Here is a 24059-nt window from a genome sequence, read left to right on the forward strand (position 1 = left end):
TCATGACCAGTTTGAAGTACCCCGCCGCCGTCCGGTAAGAACGAATGCTGCAATCGGCTCAGAACGGCGCTTCCCCCAGGGTAGAGCCGCCGAGACCGGGCTGCGGGTTTGCTGTAGTTCCACTCAGCGGCGTCGAAGAACTAGCGGAATACCGCAGTTCGATATAGGACGAATGACCTCAATCTATATGGAGATAGGGCGTGAACGGTAACGTATGACCGAAGACGAATCGAATTCCAAGGGTCTGATGGAGCGCCAGACCACGGGCGAAGACCGCGTGCGGATGGCCGCCCGACAGCTGTCGGAGCCGCGGACGGCCAACTGGATCGCCTCCGAAGCGGGCTGGTCACACGAGCCGACCAAGCGCGTCCTCGAACGGCTCGTCGACGACGGTATCCTCCATTGTGACGACAGCGGTGCTCACACGACGTACTACCCGGATTACCGACGCCAAGCGATGCAGGAGGCGATGCGGCTTCGAGACAGCGGGCACACTGTCGAGGAGCTCACGGACCGTGTCGCCGATATGAAGGCGCAGATCCGCGACTGGGAGGACGAATTCGACGTCGAGTCACCGAACCAGCTTCGCGGAACGCTCGCCGAGGAGGGTCTCGACGCCGACGAAGAAGACCGTCGCCGTGAGATCGCCCGCGAGTGGGAACACCTCCAGCGGCGCATCGACATCGTCGGCTTCGCCATCCGCGAATGGGACTTTCTCACTCCAACGAACGAGCCTGCCGAGGCCAGTAGCTGACGGATGTCGGTCCCGCATCCCGGTGGCGACCCGAACGCAAACCTCTACGCCCAGCTGAAGCGGGATGTCCTCGACCGTTTGCCACAGATCACGACGGTCGAGTTCGTTCCTGATGATATCGAGGCCAAACAGCTGCGGGCACGGTTTGATCCAGCCCGTCTCGACCCTTCGACAGGGCCTGAGTCGCCGGAACTGTCTATCAAGTGGTATCGACAGGAGCCACACGATTGGTTCCGTATCAACTACACCGACCCGAACACGGGATTTCACGCTGGCTGGCACCAGGACGAAGACCATCCAGATCTCGGACGAACGCATTTCCAGTACTCAGCTGCCGATGCGGAGGATCGCTGGGGAATCACGTTCGAACACGAGACCCCGTCGCTGATCCTCTGGGAGATCGTCGAATCGCTCCTCGAGGATGTCCGTCCGAAGTATCAGTACGCGAACGAGGACTCATGACATCACGAGAACGCGCCGATCGGTCGCTCGCGAACTCCTTCGAACGGTATCTCCAGGACAAGGGGAAGGGTCGTGGTGGCGACGGCGGGAACTATCGACGGAACGCAGCGCGTGAGCTGGAGCGGTTTGCTGAGTGGGCCGCCGGCGACCGCGGCGACGACGACTGGACCGGGATCGTCTCCGACGACGTCGACGACGACCCCACCTTTGAGGACCTCGACGAACGTGTCTTCCGGGAGTACGCCCGGCATCTCAGTGGGGATCGCGGACTCAAGCAGAACACGGTACAAACCTATTATCGCTATATCTCTGCGTGGTGCGGCTGGTGTGTCAACGAGGGGTATCTCGAAGCACACTACGCACAACGGGCGAGTGCGATGGCGCCGTTGCCCGAGGACGACGGTCGTAAGCCCGGCGACCAGCAGGCCTGGACGTCCGAACAGCGCCACGCACTCACCCGTCACGTCGACGAGCAGGCTCGCAACGCCATCGAGGCGTACACGACACTCCCGGTGGATACTGACCCCCTCGACAAGCAGCGAGCGCGCTACACAGCTCTGAAGGCGGCACGCGACCGGGCGCTGGTGTTCGTCCTCGCGTACACCGCCGTCCGTGTTGGGGAACTCCTCCGGGACCCGAACGACCCACGCCGGCGCGGTGTCCGCTGGGAGGATCTCTCCCTCGACGACGGGAGTATGGACGTCTACCGGAAGAAACAGCAGTGGGACGCCGCGAGTCTCCCTGACCCGGTGATCTCGCCACTGCGGAGCTACCGTCAGCTGATGGATCCATCGACGGAGCGCTGGCCGGTGTTTCCGACGTTTGACCAACGGACGCTCGCAGGGCTCGTCCAGAATGAATTCGCCGACCGAGGGGAACGCCCGGAAGCAATTACTGAACGCCGTGAGGAGTACGCTCGTGACCTACTGCTGGCACTTGCTGAGAGTATTCGCCCGCCGTCAATCACGACAGACGGCGCACGGTCGATTCTTCAGCGACTCTCAGAGGCCGCAGAGATCGACATTGACCATCCGAAGCACGACTATCTCGCCCCTCACGGCGGCCGGCGCGGGATGGGTGAGGTTCTAGTTCGCGCGTTCGGGTATACAGTCGCTGCCCGGTATCTCGATAACTCCGAAGAGATGGTTCGTGAACGCTATTCCCACATTGAAGCCGGAGAACTAGGTGACGTTGCTACGGAAGCTCTGGAAGAAGTCGATCACCTCGGAAGTCGGCTCCGTACTGAGTGATGAGGTAGTTGATGCGGGTCGTGCGGTCCTGTTTGGACTGGAGGGTGTGAACTAATGGCTCTATCGTACAACCAAGTGGAGGGATTCGGACTTGGGATCTAAGACATCGAGAAGCACTAGGGCACATCCAGATCCGCGATATTGGTGACGAAATCCTCACGCGAGACGCAGAGACTGAGAAATGAAGAGCTTCGGCAACTAAGGATCTACCCGAATCGTACAGTCACAGTAAACGTAATCTCCATTTTTCACCCAAGACCCACAGTCGTCACAGTACAGTAAGTCATATGCACGCCTGAACACGTCGCGTTCGCTCTTCAACTCCTCCCCAGTATAGAACGCCGCCTCAGCGTCGTTGTGGTGTACATTCCGATGAAGCAAATTCAGATGTCGCTCCAAATCCTGCTTGAGTTCCTCGAGGGCCTCGATATCATTATCAATTTGTTCCTGGTTGTACAATGATTGCGGATAATCCGTCTGTTCGACGACAGTGCCCGTTTCCAGGAGTGACTGGTACTGAGCGATTGCGGTCGTGAAGAGTCTCCCAATCTGGAGTGACTCATCTTCCAGTTTGTGGTATGGAACATCGGCTTTCAAAGCAGCACAAGCGCGTCGCGAGTACCACTCGACTGTCTTCCGGATCCAAGCCGCTGCCGACGTCACATCGTCGCGCTCGATGAAATATTCGATTCTCTCCCACGGCTCGGAAATACTCTCCACGGGGAGGGGTCCACCTTCGAGAGAACATTTAGAGAAACGAACCTGTTTGTCGAACTCGTTTGTGAGATGTAGGTGGCGGTCCCAGGTCTTGTCGTGAGTAGTCAGTAGAATCTGGTAGCGGTCGGACACGTCCCCAGCGAGGAGATTAGCGATGTTCGATCGATGACCGGAGTCTATCGACATCATCACGTCGTCGAGTAACAGAATGTCAATTGCCTCGCCGCCAACATCTGACATTGCTAAGAACAGCGCCAATCCCATGCTGTCCCGATGTCCTTCGCTATGGACTGCACTGGGATGGTGGTGGCCCTGATCATAGAACTCGGGCTCGAACTTGACGCCGGTGTCTGTCGGTTCGAGAATAGCCGAGAAGTCTTCCGCTTCATCGTCCTGGTGCATTTCTTCGTAGTACTTCTCGAACTTTTCACGAATGTCACCGAATGCGTCCGTCAGAACCCGGCTCCTGGCATCTAGGAAATGCTGTTTGATGTTCCCGAGGACCTCCTGAACTCGTTCTGCTTCTTTCAGTTCTCTTTCTCTGCCAACGAGATCCTCATATCGATCGTCGGCTCTTGCCAATAGGTCCACATTCTTGGTTGTTGACTTCAATTCGGGCTTCTCCTCTGCGACATTCTGTAATCGTTGAATCTCCGCTTCGAGACCATCTGTGAAGACTGCATCGTGAACGTCGCTCTCCACACTCGGATCGGTTAGTGGTCCTTTGTTGAGTTGCGATTTCCATGACTGTGCCCCCTCAATTTCATCGGATATCTTGGCAGCGACTTCGGGATATTCCTCTTGTAGCTCGCTTCTAAGACTCCCCAAGCTATCGGTATATCCAACGATCAGTTCGTTCACGCCATCATAGAGTGACTCTAAGTTCTCCTTTTGCTCTTTTAGGTCAGTAGCCTGTTCTCTCCGTTCTTCGAGACGCTCAAGAAGACGCTCGTCATCCCAATCAGTCAAACAGAGAGGGCATTGATCATCGTAATGATCGAACACTGAAAGACCGTTATCCACCAATTCCAGGGTTTCTAACTCCCGCTCGAGATCCTCTGCTGCTTGTAACTCTGAGGTCAGTTCTTGTAACTGGGCGTATTTGCTTCGGAACTGCTTTCGTGGCCCATTGAATTGGTCCTCAATCTGTTCGAGAAGCGAAACAGTAGCCTCACTCTGAAGTGGATCGACAGATATCTCGACGTCTAAATCAATTCCCTCGGTGAACTCTTCATCGAGCGATTCGAGTTTCTCGGCACCGTGTTCTTCCCTCAACTCGTTCACCCGCTCCAGCGCTCCTGATCGCGTCGAGACCCCCTTATCAAATAAATCGAAAAACCGCTGATCTGCTTGGCTTTTCTCTTGTTTGAGGGTTTTATTTTCTTCTTTTCGGTGCTTTCGCTCGGCGTGCTTCACCGATTTTCGTTTCTCGTCGACATCTTCGAGCCCAAACAGCTCGTCGATTCGGTCACCGCGTTTCCCCTCCGGGGCGGTCACGAAGCGTAACAACCGATCTCGGTCGAGAATAGAGTGTCCAAGTGCCGCAGCTGCCATTTGGTCCTCCAACCACTCTGGAATCTGGTTTAGGCTTGGTGGTTGGACGACCTCTGGATTATCTGGCTCGGATACCAACCGCTTCACCGTCACGTCTTGTTCCCCTTCCTGAGCGAACGTTGCCTTAACCCAGGCTTCATCTGGTTCTGCTTCCATATGTGAGGCGTACTCGGGAAATGGAATGTCCTGTGTTCCGCTTCCTCGAAGCCTTGAGATATCTCCAGTGAGAATAAACTCGACTGATTGGATTACTGAACTCTTCCCGGACCCATTCGGACCCAAGATTCGAACGTTCTCATCCCCAAATTTTTCTTCCCAGTGAGTTATCCCGCGGACGTTTTCGATCTCAATCTCCCGAATGTGCACTATTCATCACCTCCTTCGCACTGTCGATTACTTCGGTAGCTTCGCTCAGTTCCCCTCTCCGTTCGAGTCGTTTCAGCTCTTCAACGAGCTCCTCTGGAATGGAATCGTCGTTAGATAGCTTCTCAAAGAATGATTCCAAAATCTCACTCTCCAGATTCCTGCCACCTTCAACCATGGTTTCGGCGACGACCAGTTGGTACTTAAAATCCACTAACGAAGACATTGATCGGTAAGCAAATAATCTCCTCCCGGCTAATGGACAAGACCAAGATGAAACTGTTCCACTGGCAAAGGCTCTGTGTCTATGACTCGTAGCTCACGGTATGCCCTACTGCCCGAACTGCGGAAGCCGGGTCAAAGCGGTTCACCATTACTGTGGATCTTGTGGACAGGCACTATCCGAGATCGCCGAATCAGAGAGCGATCCACCGATGGCAGTAGATAGAGATGGCTTCCTCTCACTGCGTTCGCTTTCGTACGTCAATGAGCTACTGAACGGAGAACGAGAACTCGACCGTGATTCAGTCTCGTACACGCAGTTATCTCGAGAGGTGAGTGCTGCCTTTGCAGACTTCGCCCGACTCGCGATGGTCAACGACCTCGACCTTCTCCAACTTTGGGCAGCAGGTTCGAACACAGATGCGCTGAGTATATCCGTCGAGGAAATGAACAGTAACCAGTTCCGTGACTGGCTCGCCGCTATCGGATTGGGTCGAACTCTTCGAATGTACGATGACTCGCTCCACACTGAGTTCGAGGACGAGTTCAACGACCGACTGCAGAAACTGATCGAGTTCGCCAACGAAGAACTGGACGACGAGGAGATCTCCGAGTAAGAGCTACAGTTGACTCGCTGGTCCGTATTCCTCGGACAACGCGTTTTTGAGATCGAAGTCATCTCCTTCTGAGATCTCTTCGATGACATCGTACACGAACTGGAGAGCCTGTACCTCTGCATCCAGATGTGCTAGTTCCTCCTCTCTGCGCTGGATTTTCGAGAGGAGATGTGATTTGAACCGCATCTCGGATCCCCTGGATACTGGTTCAGACCGTCCAACATCACTTCGCTGCGGTAGGCGTCCATCTGGACGCGGAATATGACCGGCCTCTAATTCTAACTCGACTCGCCTGACGTGCTTGCAGGGGCTCGGAGAAGACGGGTTTTCCCCATCGGGACAGTTGCATTGTCTGTCCAGAAGGTCTACCTCGTAGCTCGCGCCTGATTCGGACTGGACCTCATAGAGGCCACCCTGGCGAAGCAGTGCTACGTCCATGTTCTCTTCGCGAGCCCGCCGCTCGCGGCCATCAGCTATCGGCCCCTGTTCGTCTTCTTGGATTGAGGATGAGTCTGTGACTGCCATGTGGAGAGGAGTGGAAGAACGAGTGCGACCGTTCGCTCCCCCACGCTTTTCAGAGAGATAAAATTCAGAGCTGGCGATATCGACAACAGCAGTAACGGTGGCAGTATTATTAACGTTAGAAACGCTGGGTGGGCCAATCCGTTATGAGATTAGAAACGTTAGAAACGAAGCCAAACACCGAACCCTGGACTGCATGCTGACTGCCCAATACCTGGGTTCTGAGGCTACTCAGGCTCAGTGAGAAACTTCTCACGAGCAGCGTTGATATTCGACCGAACTGCATCTCCGGTCACATCTCGGATTTCGGCCCACTGGGCGACAGTGTACCGCTCTGCTTCCTCGACAACGACCCAGTCGACAGCCTCGTGAAGCGAGAGTTCCCCGGCGATCAGTTCCGTGACTCGTTCAAGGAAGTCCTGGTCATCCCAAGCGAGATCGACTTCTTCGAACCGGTGGTTCTCAGGGTCGTACGAGGCGACCATCTGGATGGCACCGTTCTGTTCGAGTTCTGCCCGAACGTGAGCAGGCAGGGAATCCAGTGCAGTCTGTGGTAACGGGTAGGCTGGGACATCGTGGAGCGAGGCAACGTCGAAAGGTGTGAGACTGCGGTGTGACTCGTCTCCGAATTTCATTAGATAGCTCGTTTCCGCGGAAAGCTGAGTCCGCCCCTCGAGCAGTAGATCTGCGAGTTCGGGATACTCGCCTCGATCGACTGAGCCGGTCTTGAAGACTGTGACGAAGTCGCGACCACTGCCAGTTCCTGGTTGAGCTGCCATTGAAGTCCTCCGTTGTATGACTCAGATTCGTCGGGGACGAATATCAGTCTGCCTACAGTCTCAGTCTTCAGTCTCTACCTCTATTTCCAACTCACGTAGCGCCGCTGCTCGCTTTGCGAGCATTCTGAGAACCCAGCGTCGTCTTCCATGCTGATTCTCGTAAGCCACGTACTGCTGGACAGTTGGGATATCGTGCATACAAGCGATTCCACCTCGGATCAGCCCTTGCTGGTTGGTCTCCAGAAGTTTCTCTGGAGGCAGCGCTTGCGCAATCTGCGTGGGTACCAGCGGCCTCATTGGCCTCTCTCGTGGAGGTAGTGACACCGACTGGTCCCGAAAGGAACTCCTCCGCAACAGGTTACCCCACGAATTGCATTCTGGTGACTACGTGGGGTAACTCCGGCAGCGCGTAGTAAGAGAATAAGCGACGGCCTCATACTGGCTATTCTCCTTCACCGTCCGTAGTGGACGAGCCGAAAAGCGGCTGAATGGCCGCTAGGCGTCCGTCTAGCGTACGCTGATCACGGCTTGTCGCTGCGAAAAGTGCCGTCTGATCACTCTCGGTGACGTTGCTACTACTCTCAATTGGTCTCTCATCGACGAAGCCTCGGCAGCGAGGCATATCGATACGGCTTGACCGAGACGGTGCGAGTTCGATTCCATGATCTGAGAGGGTTGATTCGACCGGGCTTTCGTCGACAGCGGTTCCACCGCTACCGAGCATCGCCTGCCGAGATACTGTTCGCTTCAGTGTCGACCGCCTGTCCGCTCGAACTGATTCGTTCTGAGATTCTTCTTCGGTTGCCATGACTTCGTGGAGAAGCCAGATCCTATCCGACTTCTCCACTCTGTTTGGATGGATAAATCAGCGCGGATCTGAGCCTTGATCCGGTCATCTGATCTCCTGTTGAATCAGAATTCCTGGCGGGTATAGGCACCACCACGAGGACCATCGCCTCGTATGAATTGTCCTTCGAGATGGACCTCCAGCGCGTCAGGACGTCCACCGTCGAAGTGACCTGTGACCGAGAAGGGAGCGAGCCACGGACCTCGTCCAGCTTTGTTCTCATTCGTGCGGCAAGAATCGTTCGCGACGGGTTCGAGATAGATCTCTCCCACCCGGCCGTTCACGAAGACGTGTTTCAGGCCGAACGTATCGCACTCCCACTCGATATGGGCATCTCCTTCGACAGTGAATTGATTGCCAGCTACTGTCAGTGCTAACACGTCGTCCTCGACCTGGAGGTAATCACGAATCCACTCTGGGCCCATGTGTACAGTGACGTCGACCAACCGGAGATCATCCTCGGGATCCTCTATCCAGGGATGCTCATTCGTTGCCGGACTATCGACGGGTCCATCAACTATTTCACCTCCAGGAGGTATGTCTGGTGACTCAGATGCACCACCGCTCTCTGACTCGGACTGGGGTCCTTCCCCATTATCTCCTGAGCTAGCTATCTCGTCTCTCCTTGACTTTCGATTCGAGGACGTGCCCGTCTCTCGGTCAGCGGATGCATCCTGCCCAGACGGGTTGATGAAATTGAGACAGCCGGAGAGAGCCGATAGTACAGTGACTGTGCCAGCTGAGAGAACTCGACGCCGACGCCAACTGCCTATCTGATGAGAGGAGGGCGGACGAGATGCGTCATCTTGGGACCGACTATCGAGGACTGGCATAGCGATAATCGAAGGAAGGGACGTTAGCGGACAGGAAATAGCTTCAGTAGTTGCGGGATACGCAACTGTGCGGTACTTCTACCGACAGTGATTGTGATATTTGGATACCAACCAGCACTGCAGTACAACTTTCCAGTTCAATTTAATATATTCAGAGGCTCAGGAAGATACTATGAGTGAATACGCGGAAGCAGTCCAGCGACTCCGGAGTGTAATCACGTTTCTAGAAAGAAATTCAATAAAGGTCCCCAGAACCGAGTTTACATCGACTATTGGAGAATGGCTGGTAATGGATCAACTTCTTCAGCAGGGGTATTTACCAACCTTGCAATCCGGCCAGTATGACGTAGATATTCTTCTCAAGAGCGGAGATAGAGTTGAAGTAAAGGCAGCCACTTGTGACTCTGACTTCGGTGGAGTATACAGGTTTGATCGAATCAAGCCAGAGAAACTTGATCACCTCGTCTGCGTCACTCTTCTAGATGACTACTCAGAGGCGGATTATTTCGTATTTTCAGACGACGACATCAATTCGCTGCTTCCTAGGAATCAAACTGCGTTCAACGACCCAGAGAGGGTCGACAACCAACGACTTGTACGGATATTAGATAATCCCGAAGATAGCGATAGACAGGATATGAAGGATATCAACGATAGGCTTGAGGAATTCCATAACGCATGGCATAACCTTCCGCCTGTATAGTAGTCCCCTCATTTTAGCAGTCGGGTATGATGGATCTCGCAAGGACCTTAGCGTGCAACTGTAACTAGAGAGAACTCATATCAGAGGCTAAACAATGGCATAAGATGTTCCGGTTAGAACTGTTTCAATTGTTCAACATCAGTGAATGACGCTCGGTCCTTACGCCACCGCTGGGCACCATTTAGTTCCTCCAGTGATCCTTTCGATTGATCGATATTCTCTTGATAATCTTCTCGGCTTTGTTGTAAGCTATCGCCATTATCGAGACCGTGATTCAGTACTCCACGTATCTCAGGTCTGGTATATTCCTTTTGGAGGTCAAGGAGTTCATCAAGGGATCGATACAACATTTGCCGAAGTAGAAGTACATCTCGCTCATAAACAGGTGACTCAATCCCGCTATGCACGATATCGTTTCGCTTCTCAGCTAAGTCCTTGATGACATATTGTAAGATTGCAATGGGGAGATAATTATGTACGAGTGGGAGACACCGTTCAAGAGCGTTTTTTGAACTGTCACCTCGGTCGTGGAATGTAATCTCTTCAAGACCACGCCAGAAGTAGAGGAACGCACTCTCATTGTGAGCTGCTGTCAGACCAGCATGAAGTGCTCGAAACCCGCGACTCAGTTCTTTATTACAGGGACCAGTATCACCGGCTAGTGGAAACCGACGAATTCGTTCAAAATCGGTTTTGAAACCTCGTGGGAGGCGGAAGCCAGTTCTCTCTAGCTCTCTATTCGGTGTTCTAAATGAGTCATACTCGCCATCCTGACAAATCAAAAATATTTTTGGGCGATTGATGACATTTTGACGGGTGCGATCAGCAGATCGTAATCCATCCATCGAAGTTTCCTCTAGCACCCAATCAAAGGCTGTGAAATTGAGTTTTCCGAGTATAATATCAAGATCTGCTTGGAGTGATGAGTAAGCCACTGTCGACTCTCGCGACTCTATCTCAAAGAGATAGAACGTATGCTCACGTTGAGATAGCTGTGTCTCTGTATCATTTTGCAGAAGATCTGGAACATCCTTGGTGGCCGCTTGCTGGGTTACCGCCGTTTGGGCGTCTTCAATAACACTCTCCCAGTCGTCAGACTCAATTTTTCGAATAGTGGTTTCGTTAGCTTCGATTGTCGCTGGTGGTGACTCATTTCGCCCACTCCGCATGTTAAGTGGGAAATATATTTTGTATAGAGATTCCTCACCAGCGTTCGATAATTTACCAAACTCCCGCTCGAAAGCAGTGAAGACATCTGACTCTCCTTGCGCGCGGCTAAGAGCTTGATCGACAAGACCAGCAATATGACCTTCCTTGAGATCGGTCGGCTTTCCGTTGGACCGTTTTTGTGCACAGATTCGTCGAACAAGGAGGGCGTATTCGTCGGTCCCCGTACTAACTACTGGTTCGTCGTCTGATGGTAGTAACTCAATTGCACGTGTCACATATTCTGATAACCTCGGCTCGTCGTCTGCCATTAGAACTCACCCCGCTGCTGGCTGAATACACGGACGACACGCTCAAAATACGATTCATCGAGAACTCGGGGAGAGCGAACTCTAGGAAGAGAATCGAGTATGGACCAGACAACGTCTCGATCTTCGAACCCGTATGCAAGAAACACCGCTGCATCTATCTCTGCTTGAGCTGCCGCCCGTTTTTCGATGTCTCGAATCGGGTCGACGTTCAATTCTTTTTGAAGTGGATTAAAGCAGTCTCCGTAACAGGTTAGTCGCGCTGCGAGCGTCCATATAGTTTCACCCAGGTTACTGACTGGCGAGAGATGGGGTGCCTGTGATTCTTTTACTAAATAGTCTGATAGATGTGTCTTGATTTTCGATCGCATCAAATAGTCGAATGGCGTGCTATTGAGGATGCCAAGAAGGCAAAATATCTCTTGAGGGGTGTAGCGCTGTTCGAAGAGATTATCCGGTGTATGTGTGGTGTTTGCTGGATCGGTAGTTTTCCATCTGAATGGATGAATCGTGTGAATTGTGTTTACCGTGAGGACATCCGGAGGAATGACAGTTGCAATAACGGCGCGTTCGTTAGATGGTCCAGCGATGTCACGGTATGCAATTCGGTACTCATCATAAGGCATCGGAACTTCAGAACGCGGTATTGTTTCACCGTTCTCGAAGTGTAGGCCATGGTCATCAATTTCAATTGGGCGGTTTCCTGTTAGATTCCGCAGTTCACGCTCCCGGATGACGTGTTTGGCACTTTGGTCGCCGGCAGATTCATCAAGGCCCCAGTAGCTCGGCGGAGCAACATCATAATAGGTGGAGTCATGCGTGTACTGGTAGATATTTCGGCCACGGTAGATTGGGTAGTCGCCTGGCTCATCAAAGAGGGTATTTGCTTGGCGAGTTTGATGGATGCCTCGCGTGGGCGCGATCTGCCAGCCATCTTTATCATCCAAATGATTGTGGTCTACAAGCGTCTCAAGCGCTCTTACATCGTCTTCATTTTCAACGGGAGGGAAGGCAAGAATAGAGCGTGAATACGAATCGAGAAGACTTCGGGTAAGAACTGGAAGTTCCGTGTCGGTCCTGCTAAGTGCATCCAGTGATGTTTGGCGGAACTGAGCGTGTAGCTCATTTGTTGGCCCAGTATTTTGGAATTCGAGAATACCAAACTCGTATCGACGGTCAAAATCTTCGAAGATTCCATGATTTTCGAAGCCCAGAATCCGATAGAGACTGGTCTCTTCCAGTATTTTTCGCCGGAGTATTTCATGCTTAGACCCTTGGAACAGGACCCCTGGCGCTAAGATAGAGACCATCGCCTGTGGAGCAGCAATCTCCATTGCACGTTCGACGAACAGTTCGCTCAGATTTGGATCTGCGTGAGCTGCGGTCTGATAGTGCTCAGTTAGGTACGCACACTGAATTTCGAAAAGCTCACCGTTCGATGATTCATGTTCTTCGTAGTTAGCGCGACGTTCGCTGGGGCCACTCTTCGATGACGATTTTCGTTTCTGGCCTTTCAGAGTGTTCCAAGGCGGATTGGTGATGACGGCATCAAACCCACCATCAAGCATGATATTGGGGAACTCAACTATCCAATGAAATGGTGAAAGTTCACCAATGGTATGCTCAACTTGAGAGTCCGCTGTGACTCTTCCTTCAAGACTCTCTAACCCTTCAAACTGAGTCAATGTGAGTTGGCGACTCAGTGATTCAGTCTGTTCAAAAATATTTTCCTTTAGATCTGAAATATCGTCTCGTGACGATTGGCGATATTCCTGAATCAGATTCCGATAATTATTGGTAATCTGTTCGAAATCTTCGAGTGATTGTTGACCCTTGACAGTATTCGGATGGGGTCGTTGACTAATCCCGATCAGACTGTTGCCAGTGAAGAAATTACGTTCCGTATGATATTCGAGTGCTTGCAGCATCTCAATTCGGCCGCCACGTGGATTCTCGAACGCCGAAAGGAGAAGGCGAAACCGTGTCAACTCGATCGCTTCCGGATTCAGATCTACTCCGTACAAATTGTGTTGTGCTGCTAGAAGCCGGGTCTGGGAACTATCCGAATCTGAATGCTCTATTAATGGCGTATTTTCAAGCAGATTTCTCTGATCAGTATTTAGATGCTCCAGGCACTCTGTGTAAATGTCTGCAAGAAATTCTTGCGCCTTACTTATGAACGAGCCGCTCCCAACCGCAGGATCGACCACCCGAAAATTTGGGAGCACCTCGTTCCAAAGACAATCTATTGCGTCTAACCTTGGCTCCCCTGAGGATGTACTTGTGTCTGTCCCAAACACCGCGCTTAGTGACTCAAAGTCAGCATCAAACTCTTCATTTAGGTCATGTAGTAGTGATTTCCTTATCGTTCGTGTGACCAGAGAATCTTGAAGTTGGTCTGGTGTATGATACGCTGCTGTATGCTGCTTATTAATATAACGTTCCAGCGCATGCCCTATCACCCGTGGCGTCACTTTTGTCGTATGCTGAATATCATACGGCCCGCCAAGTTCCCAATCAAAGTCTCGTAGCAGCCCAACAATATTCCATAGTAACTCGTTGGCATTGGACTCTGAAGAAGGCGGAGCAACCCGATTGTCTGCTTCGGCCTGCGTTTTCTCGAACAAGAAACTTTGTAGATACGGATCTAGGTCTCTCGCCACATCATTGGACGGCTCCCCTGCGAAGAGCGGCGCGTAGATTTCCTCGTAGGCATGTGTTCCCTTCAAACTCGCCTGCCCTTGTTGCTTTTCTAAAAATGAGTCAGGCAACACCTCTGCTTCTTGTAGAAGATAGAGGTATAAGAATCGATTAACCAGACGCTGCGCGTATCGCTGCCGAGCTTCAGAATCGACATCTGGGTCTGCTTGAATGGCCTCCACGACGGTTTTCACCATCTCCTCATAGCGGGTCGTAACCCTTTCAATAAGCGCCTCATCATCAAAGAGAGTTGGCAGCGAGCTCGAATCATAACCATCGATTTGATTCAAACGTTCTACTACTCTGCGTACTTCACTCGTCTCTGGTTTGATGTCTGCTCTATTAAAGCCAAAATGAACCATTAGTGGCTTTCCAAGCCCGGTCTCAGTTGGATGTCGGGCGTATAAATCAAATTGCGTCCAGTCTCGAGCCACTGCAATCACGAGCTCGTGTCGGTCTGTGAATTGATCTAATGATAACGCGACTTCGGGTGATTCACCCTCCGGTACGGTCGTCAGCAATACCGAGGATCCAGTCTTAAATACCAGTTCGATCTCGTCGTCTGATTGTTCGCATTTTTCGAGCCCGCGGCCGATGAGTGAGTCTGCAATAGCACTGAGAGAATTCCAAGAGCGAACATCCGCAGCGGAGATCTGTTGCGTAACCACGATACTCTAACCCTCATCCTCCACTGGTATCAAATTTCGGCCAGCATCTCTGGGACCAGTTTTCCCGCGCAAAAATTTCCATGACCGAAGTTAATTGGAATACTCGGTTGGTTTCTCACCAAACTATAACCCGATGAGAAGGCTGGCGAACTGATCGAGTCGATCGTTTAGCTGGTCCCCATCGTAGATCGTCGCTTCCCGTTCGTAGTATGTGGCGAGTTCTGAGGCATCAGCCGATAGATTCCCTGCCTGCGTGTCAGTAGCGATTGTGAGAGAACAGATTGGGGCTGGGGATGCTCGGATTTGTTCGATGACGTCGTCGACGCTACTGGGCTCTCCGTCGGTGACGGCCACGATAAGCGGTTCATCGCGATGGTCCTCGACGAGCTGACTTGCGAGTTCGAGCGCGTCTGCCAACGGCGTGTCCCCGCCACAGTCCGTGTCCAGTAGCGTCGCCTGGATGTGTCGCGTCTCGACTGAGAACGGCTTTACGAGCCGGGCATGGCTGTCGATGAAATCGACTATCGCGACATCGATCCCCAGCCCTTCAGCGGCGACGGCGAACCGCGCTAGTGCCTTCGTCGCAACCTCGATCTTCGGAGGCTCGCCGTTCCGCATCGAGCCAGACCGGTCGAGAACCAACACCAGTGCGTATCGTTTCTCGCGCCCCGGCGTGTCGACCTTGCAGACCCGAGGGTCACCGATCAGAAGCCGATGTCCCGCAGTGGTATCGTACCCGCCGGCAGTCAAGCATCGCCGGACACCACGTTGACGGTCGAGACGAAGCTGTTTCTCGAGCGTGCCAGCAACCTGGACAGCACCGTCTTCGATGTCAGTCCACGCGCCTGGTGGTGCGAGGTCGTCAGCGATTGGGACGATCTCCAGTTCGTCGAGCTGCCCTGGTCCTCCTGCGTTGCCGCCGGCTGTTTGGTCGTCTGAACCATCTCGAGCTAGCCGGTGGACAAGATCTTCCAGTTCCCGCTCCAGGGCGTCGGTGTCAATACCCTCTCGATCTGCTTCGTCGTGAGCGGCCGCTCGATCCGCTTCGAGTGTCCCTCTGTAGGTGTCTGCCTCGTCAGCAGGATCTCGATCGAGTACCTCAGCATGCGCTGGGCCGGGATCGGCTATAGAGTCTAGCTGTTCGTCGGGTGAGGGACTCGTGATCGGTGGCTCTCGTCCGTCATGATCCTGCTCTAGGCTCTCGTGAGAGTTGGTTGTCTCTCCCGCTTCGTGGTCGTTATTAGAAGCTTCGGCAGCGTCGAAGTCTCCAATGGTTGACTGACGTCCATCAATAGAAGCGTCATCCCTGTTCTCCTCCGCTGAGGTCGGTCCACTCTGCGTGGAATCGAGGTGTGTTCCAGGTTGTTCAATAGAGCGAGCAAGTGCCCGCGCTCTAGAGTCTGAAGACTCCGAGGACTCCGACATCTGGTCTTTATCACTGTCGGTCAAACCTGGTGTACCGTCGTAGCCGGAGGCTGACGTGCTAGTGTCGAGGGAATCAGAGGTCTGTGTGGAAGGTGTCGGTTCGAGATCCTCGTCGTATGAGTCCGGCGTAATCGAGGGCTGGCTGAGGACGTCTTGGAATGGATCGTCGGTTGCGCTCCGTTCGAGTTGCAGTTGCCCATTATGAACTCCTCCAGCCTCCTCGTCGATTGGCTGTTCTGGATCAGAGTTAGAATCTGCTGCTCCGGGAGAATCAGAGTCCGATGAGGGGTTGGAGTCTACATCAGATTCCCCAGAGTCGTCCTGATCTGGCGACTGTGTTGATGCTTCGGAGTGCGCCTCTAGGAGGGGCAGGATTGCCGACTGCCACGTCTCAACGACCAGCTGGGCTCGCCGAACAGATGCCGTCTTGTCGTGGCTATGGGTGATATCGTCGCGTTCTGCACTCCGGATTGCGAGGGCATCCCGTGCTAACGCCTTTAGCGCCTCTTGAACAGCGTCAAATCCCGACGCATCCGCCTCCGACGCAAAGAGTATACGCTCATCATCTTCGTCGAGGAGTACCTCTGTGATACCCGTCGGATAGATTGCCCACTCGTAGAGGGCGCTCGTCACTGCATCCCAGAAGGAGAATAGGACTTGCTCGCCGTCAGGGATATCATCGGGAATCTGCGAGTGGATTTGGCGGGTGAGTTTGAGGCGTATCTCGGCGTTATCGCTGAAGTTTGCTCCCTCAATCGCTTCCCGTTCGATGGCACCGTCCTCGATGATATTGATAAGGTCGTGTACCTGTTGGTGATGATTGGGCTCGATCTCTGATTCGAGAAGTTCTGCAATGGGGCCGATAGCCGTCTTGAGAATATGAAGCAGTTCGTGAAAGGCGAGACCGAACTGGTGAGCGTGGTCCGCTGTCAGCTGATCGTTCACCGGGATTCGGTCTATCGGTGCTGGGTCTGTCGTTACTAGTATGAGGAACTCAGCGTCGACGCTTTCGAGCAACTGTGCAGCCTGCTGCTGTTCGAGCTCGGTCGCATCACTTCTCACGAGGGCATCGGCTTCTGCAGGGAGGACCGCCGCGGTCTTGACGGCTGGCGTAAGAACGACCTCTACGTCGATGCCTGAAGGCAGGTGTCCACAAATGAACGCCCGGAGCCTATCGGTCCTATTAGCCGAGGATCGAACTCGAGGGGCTATATCTGGGCAGAACTGTTCTGTTGGATGTATTGGTTCGGTCTCATGGATATCGGACATAAGGATACACGAGGGTCCGTGGCTCCCTCGATCACTTCGGGGAGATAAACCTTCTTGCGAGGTTGGTACTGGCCGCTTTGCGAGCGCTGCAGGCCCAATTCAATTTCTGATTCAGTTTGGTTGAGAGAACAAACAAAGACTAGTGAGGCGGGGAAGTAACTATCAGAGGAAATCCTCTTTGAACCGAGACGCCTGGTCAAGATCGTCCAAGAGGTATTGCTCGGCCTTCCGTGCAAAGTTCCGTATCTCGATGGAAAGATTCCTGTCTTCCTGCCAGTCACGGACAGTCGACAGCTCACGTTGGTGCTGGTTGTCATTCACCATCCCGGCAGGCCCGGCAGTTCCCATCGGGCTGCTGGAAATCGCGCACAGGATATTCCGCTGAATAGCATCGGCCTCCCGGAGATTATCGACGCCATCACCCATCACAGTGAGCAGCAGAGCCTCGACCGGATCAGTAAGTTCGAAGAGCTGGCAGTACCAGATGATCCGGAGTAGTTGGTCCTCGGAACAGTCGGCTACTCGGCCAGCGAGCACCGCCGCGACATCGGTAGCCGGGACAGTGTGGAACAGGCGGGCGTAGACTTGCGGCGCGTACTCGTCCGTGTCCATAACGAGATTGCCGACCGTCTGCACCGCGGCATCGTAGTCTTCAGTCTCTCGCATCCGCTCCGTGTCCACATCCATGTGGAGCGGCAGCAGGTCCATCTGGCGGTCCAAGCGGTCTGCACGCCGGATGCAGAACTCCACGAAGTCCAACGGGCGGCGCTCAGCAAACTCCGCCACCAGCTGTTGCAACTGATGCGACTCACCCAAACGATCGAACTCCACGGCATAGTCCATAATCTCGTCCAGCACCGATTCATCCACTGCGGTCAGGTTCTCCCTCCGACGCGGCAGTGCATCAAGCAGCCGGTCCAGCACTCGGGGCGTGACGGATTCCGATTCGTACAGCAAGGTCAGGAACATCTCCTCTGCCCAGTCTTGGTCTTCCTCCCACTGTCCACGCAACACCGACGAAAAGTGTATCAGCCGTTCCTCCGTGAACCGGTCCGTCTCGTCAATAATACGCTCAAACGCGGACACCGCATAGTCGCGGTCCGAGTTGATGAACACCCGAAGCCCCGCACAGGCCAAGTCGTAAGTCCCATCCTCGATGTAATCCGAGACCAGCTCTCTTCCCCGCTCCGGGTCACCGGCACAGATGCCGACAACCACCCGCTCCTGATACTCTTCGAGAGCAGCAGGCGACTGATCAAGCAGCTGAACACCGGGTTCGGGCTGTTCCTCTCCGAACAGTTTGAAGAATCGTTTGAACGAGGTCTCGGGCGAGTGCTCCACCACATCAACGAACGCATCGAACTGCTGCTCCCATGCCGGATCAAGATCGCGGATGAACGCACGCATCTCCTCCTCGCTCTCCTCCCAGTCCCGACCACGCGGATCCATATGCACCAACAGCCGGTATCGGTCGTTGGCGAGCAGCGCATCCTCCAATCGACGCCCCAGTTCACCGACACCGAGTTCACCGTCTTCGGCATAATCGACCAGCCGGTGGAGTGCTGAAAGACAGTCCAGATCCTCCTCTCCATCGATATGATCGATCGCGAACTCGTAGATACGCTCCAGCTCGTCCCGGTTGAACACCTCATCCTGGCCACCGTAGTACCGCTTCTGGGCCAGCACGAACGAAGGCAACTGCTCCGCTGCTTTCACCTTCAGCGCGTGATCCTCGCTCTCCTCGACAACAGCAATCAATGCGTCCACGGCAGTAAGCCGATACGCCTGCATCGCCTCCGACTGCCAGATCGGCCCACGCCGGACCCGAGCCGTCATCCTATCGACCGGATCCATCGAGAAATCCTCCGCCTGCTCGCTTGACGCCGACGCCACCGCCTCCAGCAACTCCATACGGAAGGCAGTGTCCAGTTCCTGTTCAAGGAGATAGCCTTCGAGGCGCTCAACGATCTGCTGCTGGGCACCAGGATGACGCGAGAATCCCGGTCGCAACTCCTGATCGAGACGCTGGAACACCGTCTCGGCAACATTCGGAGACACCCCCTCAACTAAGGCAATCTCCAGCAGCACATCCGTGATCCGCTCCGGTTCCTTCAATAAGCCCGGACTCAGCAGCGAGATCGCCGCCAAATACAGCTGTCCAAGATTGCTGGGGGCTTTCACGATCCGCCGCCGCAACCCCTCAGACTCCGTCTCCCCGTCGGGAGGTGCCGTCGTCAACGCGCCCTCAACCAGTTCGACGCCCCGCTCTGGGCTCGCCGCCCCCAGCAGTTCGAGTCGCCGCAACAGCCGCACCCGCTCCGGAATGGGGTACTCCTCCATCTGATCCATGTAGCTGGATAAGATGGTATCGATGACAGTACCCGCCTCGTGGCAGTCATACCGGTGCTCGATGACAAGGAGGTTGTTCACCTGCTCTTTTTCGGTGAACTCACCGAACACTTCGTATACCGTGTCCATGTAGTCCCGCGCCCCATCGCCGAAGAATGTGTCATAGACCACGTATTCCTGGAGTGCATCCGGCTGGACGGTGAGGGACTCGCTTCGCTGACTGACAGTACCAATTGCATCAAGCAGGATTTCCCGGTAGCGACGTTCCTCATCTGGCTCCAACGACAGCGCCTCCCTGAACGCGTCCATGAATGCGTCGTCACCGGTGTCCAGCGTTCCGACTGCGGCAACATATCTGAAATAGGACTCAAGCTTCTGCGGATCACCGACGCCCTGCTGCTCGGCCGCACGCCGGATATCCCTGACCACGTCATCAAACACCTGTTCTATCACCGAGTCCTCCGCCGCAACAGGAACGTGGCCGGACGGTCCATCGGAAACGAGCTGATCCGCAAGCAGATGGGCAATCAACGGCTTGCCCTCGCTTACTTGGACAATCCAATCCAGGGTCTGCGGATCCTGAATCCCGTACGCATCCTGAATGAGACTCGTCACCGTCTCAGAATCAAGCGGCGACAGAGGTAGCATGGTGACGTCAAGTCCAAACCGATTCGTCCTGTCCTCAAGTGACGATGCAAAGATCGATCGCTCCGTGAACACCAGCTTCACCTGCGACCGCCGTTGCGCCGCGATATCAAATACCCGCTCAAGCTGATCAGCATCACGTGCATCGTCGATAAACAGGATGATGCCATCCTCCTCGTCGAACTCAATCTCCGAAAGCCCCGCATCCAGATCCGAATGGACATTGGCCGTGTACACGGTCCACTCCCGATGACTGGCCTGCAGCTGGAACGATGCCTGCACGACAAGTCGCGTCTTCCCAATCCCGGCCGGGCCGTGAACAACCAGCACATTGCTATCGGACTCGGCGAACTCGATAATGTCGTCTACCGCCCCTGAGCGGCCATAGAACGGCAGATCAAACCGTTGCCGCGGATGCTCGCCTGCCAGCTGCTGCTCAAATCTATCATCGACTGTCTTGAAGACATCGTACCCCTTATCACTCCGGTCTTGGCCGGCGACTTCGATCTGTTCCAACAGTTCTTCCTGCCCCTCACGAAGCCGGCTCGCATACTCGTAGAGGCGTTGTGCATAGACTGTCTGGAGCTTGAGTCCGATTTCCTCGTCTTGGCTGACCTCTTGCTCAAGGTACTCGAAGAACTCGGCGACGAGTTGTTCCGGATCCGCATCCAGATCCGGATCTAGCATCTCTTCGTTCAACGTCTCGGCAATACGGTCAACCGTGATTGGATCACCCCCCGCATCGAACCCGTCGATCAACGCCTTCACCTCATCCTTCTCAAACGCAGCGGGGAACACCTCTGGTTCCAATCCCTCGTGTTCCTCCGCCACCCGTGTCGCCGCACGTTCGACAGCATCATCCATGAACGCCATCCGCTGATACTTCCCCTTCGCGTACCCGACAGTCGCAGACCAGAGGATACGAGCACCAAGCGCCGATTCGAGCGACATACCGGGCAATCGGTCGGCGACTCATAAAAGAATAGCCACAAACACGCCAAGGCATCCTAGGTCGGCGTTACTCAGGCATCCGCATTCTCACAGCTACCGTCAACGACTCACAAAGCCTGCGAAGAGATATAACGTCGCAGTGATGGAATCTAAGTGAGGCAGTATCTTCCGATGCAGAGCTCTGGATCAACCAACCTGACCTGTCCAGCGTGCCGCCAGCGAATTGACCCCCTCGTGTTCCAGACGGTTGATCCAGCTTCGATCGGGATTTCGGACCAGTTTCGTTGTCCGATGTGCAGCACACAGTTCTGGCCAGAGAACGGCTTTCTCTTGACCTTTGCACTGCACGACGGCGACCAGTACTTCGGGATTCCCCTGTCGCTCGGTGGCACAGAGAAACGAGATTATACGGACGTCACCATCGGGGAAATCCGCCGCTCAACGATGAATTCCCTGTACAGCGGTTACGAACTTGAGAAAATCGGGCTCCGTGGCGCACACCGGACCGGCGTTGACGAAGAGGACTGGCTCGATATCGAACCGCTCCACAATCCACATACACAGGCTTCGCTTGGTGGAGAGGTATTGATATCGCTCGCACAGATCAGTTCTACAGATATTGCGATTGCGGCCAACCTCCAAGAAGATCGGCCGGAAGCGGTTCCGCTCGCACCGGGGGACGAGATCGATATCCTGTACGATGCAGGGATGCAACTCGCTGCCGTGACTGATCCGCCCTGGCTATTGAACCTGCGAGAGGCCGAAGCTGCTATACGTCGGCGGAATACCGTCCCGGTCTTTTCACTCCTGGTCTCGGCATTCGATAATTTGCTCTATCGGCAGGTGTACCTCCTGCTCCGGAGCCGCGGCTTCAACGACGCCGAGGCGGTCGATCGTATCGAATCTCTTGCCGGCAGCGGCCGCGTACGGCGAAAGGAGTTGGCTGCCGATGTGCTGGACGCACTTGTGGGGGAGCGACTCACAAATGGTCGCTACGCCACCGAATGGGCCGAATTTATGCAGCTTAAGAACGCTCGCAATCAGATTGTGCATCCCGCCGGGACAGCATCTGTCGATCCACCGTCCGAGAGCAACGCTATCGACGCCTTCAACCAGACATTCGAGATGATGCTATGTGTGTTCAATCTCTGCTGGGATGTGTAGAATGTAGTAGTCGTCCAACAGCATGGACTTGCTAGGTGCACTAACCGTTAACCATACTTTTTGAGCCGTCCCGATGAAGCCCACAGCAGAACCTTAATCCAGAGAGCTCGGTGATATTCGGCTGTGTGTTGTACGGTTCTTCAAAAATAGTCGTTTAGTATTTCGTAGGTGTCTTCGGGATACTGATTCGGCTCGGCAACCGCCCACACCTCGTTCTTGACCGCCGCCTTCGGTGAAGCGCCGTCCTCAATGTGCTCACAGAGAATCGTCAGATTCCGAGTCGAGAGAGTTGGCCAGTTCTCATTCTGCCGGGTCTGATGAGCGAACTGTACAATCTTCCTGACCGTCCCACGGTCCACGACCTCGTGACTGGCATTCACCTGCGCGTCCAGCGTCGCGACCTCTTCGTCGACGTCTTGGATGTAGGGTTGTTCCAGCGCTCGGAACCGGCCACGAGTGGCCGAGTTCATCGGCTCGGAATCACGGTACTCCCGAGTCGGTGGGTTCATCGTAATCACGATCCGCGCCGACGGATGGGGTTCGACCAGTTCGCCGTGGGCCTTCACGAGGAGTTTCCCCTCGTTGAGCAGACGATGGAGCGACATCGCCGCCCCTGCTCGCATCACAGGGAACTCGTTGAGCACCAGCACCGATCCATTCAGCAGCGCTTGCTTTGCGGGACCGTTACGAGGCGCAATCAGCCCGTCTTCGGTGGGCGTGAGCGGTCCAAAGAGGTCCTCCGTGTGAGTTGCTTCGTCACAGTCTACCGAGACGTAGCCGCGATTCGTCCGGTGACACAGGTACTTGATCAGGTAGTTCTTCCCGGAGCCTCGTGGGCCAACAATCCGAACTGGAACCAGCCCACGAGCGAGTTTCTTCGCGAGCAGTTCGTCGAGCGGAAGTTGAAGCCGAGGTTCGGTCGGGACTGCTGGCGGGACGACGTCACCCGCTTCGTCGACGGGTAATGCGTCATCGCCGGCGTCTGGATGTGTCGCTGCTTTCGGTACGTCAGGGTGGTCAGGGTTATCGAGGATGTGAAGGCCCGTTGGGACAGGGTCCTGTGCATTCCGCCCGATATCGGACACGTACTGTGCGTCGACGACATCAGGCGACAAGCCGTCCGTGCGGTAGCGTGGTTCCCCCACGGGTTCGTTGGCAGTTGTAATGTCGAGGACTCGAGCGACACCGTGCCTCCCAGTTTCATCGAGTCGTCGGGAGTACCGAGCGTCGGCAGCTCGCGAAAGCCACACACTCACCGGAACGTGCCGAGAAGCGGCTTGGATAATCGCCTCTGCTCGGCTCTCTGTTAGCGTGCCGGTCAGATTCGCAAGCTCAGCGACTTCGGCGTCGACTAGCTCGGTAAACGTCGTGTAGCCTGCGTCTCTGAGTGCAGTCGCGATACTCTCCGTGACGACATCGAGAACTTCGAAATCGTCACCCCCAGACGTGCCAGCGGGACCACCGAATGCTTCCGTAATCACGGGCGGCTCGGGACCCTGTGGAGAGACGCCGACTATTGTCGTGCTCCCACCAGACCCCCGGTCGAGCGTGAACGTCCCATCCGCTGCCCCAGCATCGAGGAGATCAGCGGCCTCTTGCTCACCGATATCGACGTAATCACAGACTCGAAGCGTAACGCGTTCGACCGGGATTGTCCCACCTTCGCGCTTGAGGAGGCGATGCACTAGGTGCGAAAGCACGACGAGCGGTTCTGGCTGCTCAGTGACTGTATTGGGATCTGATGAATGCATAGTTGCGACACGGAACTATTGTTGAATTCCGCCGTCCCG

17 protein-coding genes are annotated in these 24059 nt (G+C 54.6%); 7 read left to right on the forward strand and 10 right to left on the reverse strand.

The window, feature by feature from the left end; all coding sequences use genetic code 11:
* The first annotated feature begins 214 nt into the window (after window positions 1-214).
* The 3 genes from SG26_RS18875 to SG26_RS18885 are packed head-to-tail and all read left to right on the forward strand — an operon-like array spanning window position 215 to window position 2466.
* Window positions 215-754, forward strand: coding sequence for a hypothetical protein (locus tag SG26_RS18875; protein WP_050038483.1), 540 nt, complete (start codon window positions 215-217; stop codon window positions 752-754).
* A gap of 3 nt (window positions 755-757) precedes the next feature.
* Complete coding sequence (locus SG26_RS18880; RefSeq protein ID WP_050038484.1) at window positions 758-1216, forward strand: hypothetical protein; 459 nt, start codon at window positions 758-760, stop codon at window positions 1214-1216.
* Window positions 1213-2466: a phage integrase SAM-like domain-containing protein gene (locus SG26_RS18885; RefSeq protein WP_050038485.1), complete on the forward strand. Its 1254-nt coding sequence runs from the start codon at window positions 1213-1215 to the stop codon at window positions 2464-2466. Before SG26_RS18880 ends, SG26_RS18885 begins: the two co-directional genes overlap by 4 nt.
* 198 nt (window positions 2467-2664) lie before the next feature.
* Here the strand turns inward: SG26_RS18885 and SG26_RS18890 are convergent, their stop codons facing one another.
* Both SG26_RS18890 and SG26_RS18895 read right to left on the reverse strand, forming a co-directional pair.
* Entirely contained in the window at window positions 2665-5103 is a 2439-nt protein-coding gene (locus tag SG26_RS18890; protein WP_175055178.1) for an AAA family ATPase, read from the reverse strand.
* Window positions 5084-5278 (reverse strand): hypothetical protein, encoded by a 195-nt coding sequence (locus SG26_RS18895; RefSeq protein ID WP_154020811.1) that lies wholly within the window; start codon window positions 5276-5278, stop codon window positions 5084-5086. Before SG26_RS18895 ends, SG26_RS18890 begins: the two co-directional genes overlap by 20 nt.
* A 256-nt stretch (window positions 5279-5534) precedes the next feature.
* Here SG26_RS18895 and SG26_RS18900 point away from each other — a divergent pair, with 256 nt between their 5' ends.
* The gene (locus tag SG26_RS18900) at window positions 5535-5939 is read left to right on the forward strand and encodes a hypothetical protein (RefSeq protein ID WP_050038488.1); all 405 of its coding nucleotides are present in this window, start codon (window positions 5535-5537) and stop codon (window positions 5937-5939) included.
* Between the two features lie 3 nt (window positions 5940-5942).
* Here the strand turns inward: SG26_RS18900 and SG26_RS21260 are convergent, their stop codons facing one another.
* The 3 genes from SG26_RS21260 to SG26_RS22045 all read right to left on the reverse strand — a co-directional run bounded on the left by SG26_RS21260 (window position 5943) and on the right by SG26_RS22045 (window position 7438).
* Window positions 5943-6464 (reverse strand): hypothetical protein, encoded by a 522-nt coding sequence (locus SG26_RS21260; RefSeq protein WP_154020812.1) that lies wholly within the window; start codon window positions 6462-6464, stop codon window positions 5943-5945.
* Between the two features lie 224 nt (window positions 6465-6688).
* A complete protein-coding gene (locus tag SG26_RS18910) occupies window positions 6689-7096 on the reverse strand; it encodes a hypothetical protein (RefSeq protein ID WP_154020813.1) in 408 nt (135 codons plus the stop codon).
* A gap of 204 nt (window positions 7097-7300) precedes the next feature.
* Window positions 7301-7438 (reverse strand): hypothetical protein, encoded by a 138-nt coding sequence (locus tag SG26_RS22045; RefSeq protein WP_228841626.1) that lies wholly within the window; start codon window positions 7436-7438, stop codon window positions 7301-7303.
* Between the two features lie 780 nt (window positions 7439-8218).
* On the opposite strand from SG26_RS22045, the gene SG26_RS18920 reads away from it, so the two are divergent.
* Complete coding sequence (locus tag SG26_RS18920) at window positions 8219-8464, forward strand: hypothetical protein (RefSeq protein ID WP_050038492.1); 246 nt, start codon at window positions 8219-8221, stop codon at window positions 8462-8464.
* Window positions 8465-9092: 628 nt separating this feature from the next.
* Window positions 9093-9623: a hypothetical protein gene (locus SG26_RS18925; protein WP_154020814.1), complete on the forward strand. Its 531-nt coding sequence runs from the start codon at window positions 9093-9095 to the stop codon at window positions 9621-9623.
* A 113-nt stretch (window positions 9624-9736) separates the two neighbouring features.
* On the opposite strand, the gene SG26_RS21265 is transcribed toward SG26_RS18925, so the two are convergent.
* The 4 genes from SG26_RS21265 to SG26_RS18945 form a co-directional block, all read right to left on the reverse strand.
* The gene (locus SG26_RS21265) at window positions 9737-11101 is read right to left on the reverse strand and encodes a hypothetical protein (RefSeq protein WP_154020815.1); all 1365 of its coding nucleotides are present in this window, start codon (window positions 11099-11101) and stop codon (window positions 9737-9739) included.
* Window positions 11101-14466, reverse strand: a complete 3366-nt coding sequence (locus SG26_RS21270; RefSeq protein ID WP_154020816.1) for an Eco57I restriction-modification methylase domain-containing protein — start codon at window positions 14464-14466, stop codon at window positions 11101-11103. The genes SG26_RS21265 and SG26_RS21270 overlap by 1 nt, the downstream gene beginning before the upstream one ends.
* 123 nt (window positions 14467-14589) lie before the next feature.
* Window positions 14590-16953: a VWA domain-containing protein gene (locus SG26_RS18940; protein ID WP_050038496.1), complete on the reverse strand. Its 2364-nt coding sequence runs from the start codon at window positions 16951-16953 to the stop codon at window positions 14590-14592.
* Between the two features lie 369 nt (window positions 16954-17322).
* A complete protein-coding gene (locus tag SG26_RS18945; protein ID WP_050038497.1) occupies window positions 17323-21105 on the reverse strand; it encodes an ATP-binding protein in 3783 nt (1260 codons plus the stop codon).
* A 291-nt stretch (window positions 21106-21396) separates the two neighbouring features.
* Between SG26_RS18945 and SG26_RS18950 the strand changes: the two genes are divergently transcribed.
* Entirely contained in the window at window positions 21397-22269 is an 873-nt protein-coding gene (locus SG26_RS18950; RefSeq protein WP_050038498.1) for a hypothetical protein, read from the forward strand.
* Window positions 22270-22409: 140 nt separating this feature from the next.
* On the opposite strand, the gene SG26_RS18955 is transcribed toward SG26_RS18950, so the two are convergent.
* Window positions 22410-24020, reverse strand: coding sequence for an AAA family ATPase (locus tag SG26_RS18955; protein ID WP_050038499.1), 1611 nt, complete (start codon window positions 24018-24020; stop codon window positions 22410-22412).
* Window positions 24021-24059 lie beyond the last annotated feature (39 nt).

The sequence above is a fragment of the Haloarcula sp. CBA1115 genome (assembly GCF_000827835.1).
Classification (GTDB): domain Archaea; phylum Halobacteriota; class Halobacteria; order Halobacteriales; family Haloarculaceae; genus Haloarcula; species Haloarcula hispanica.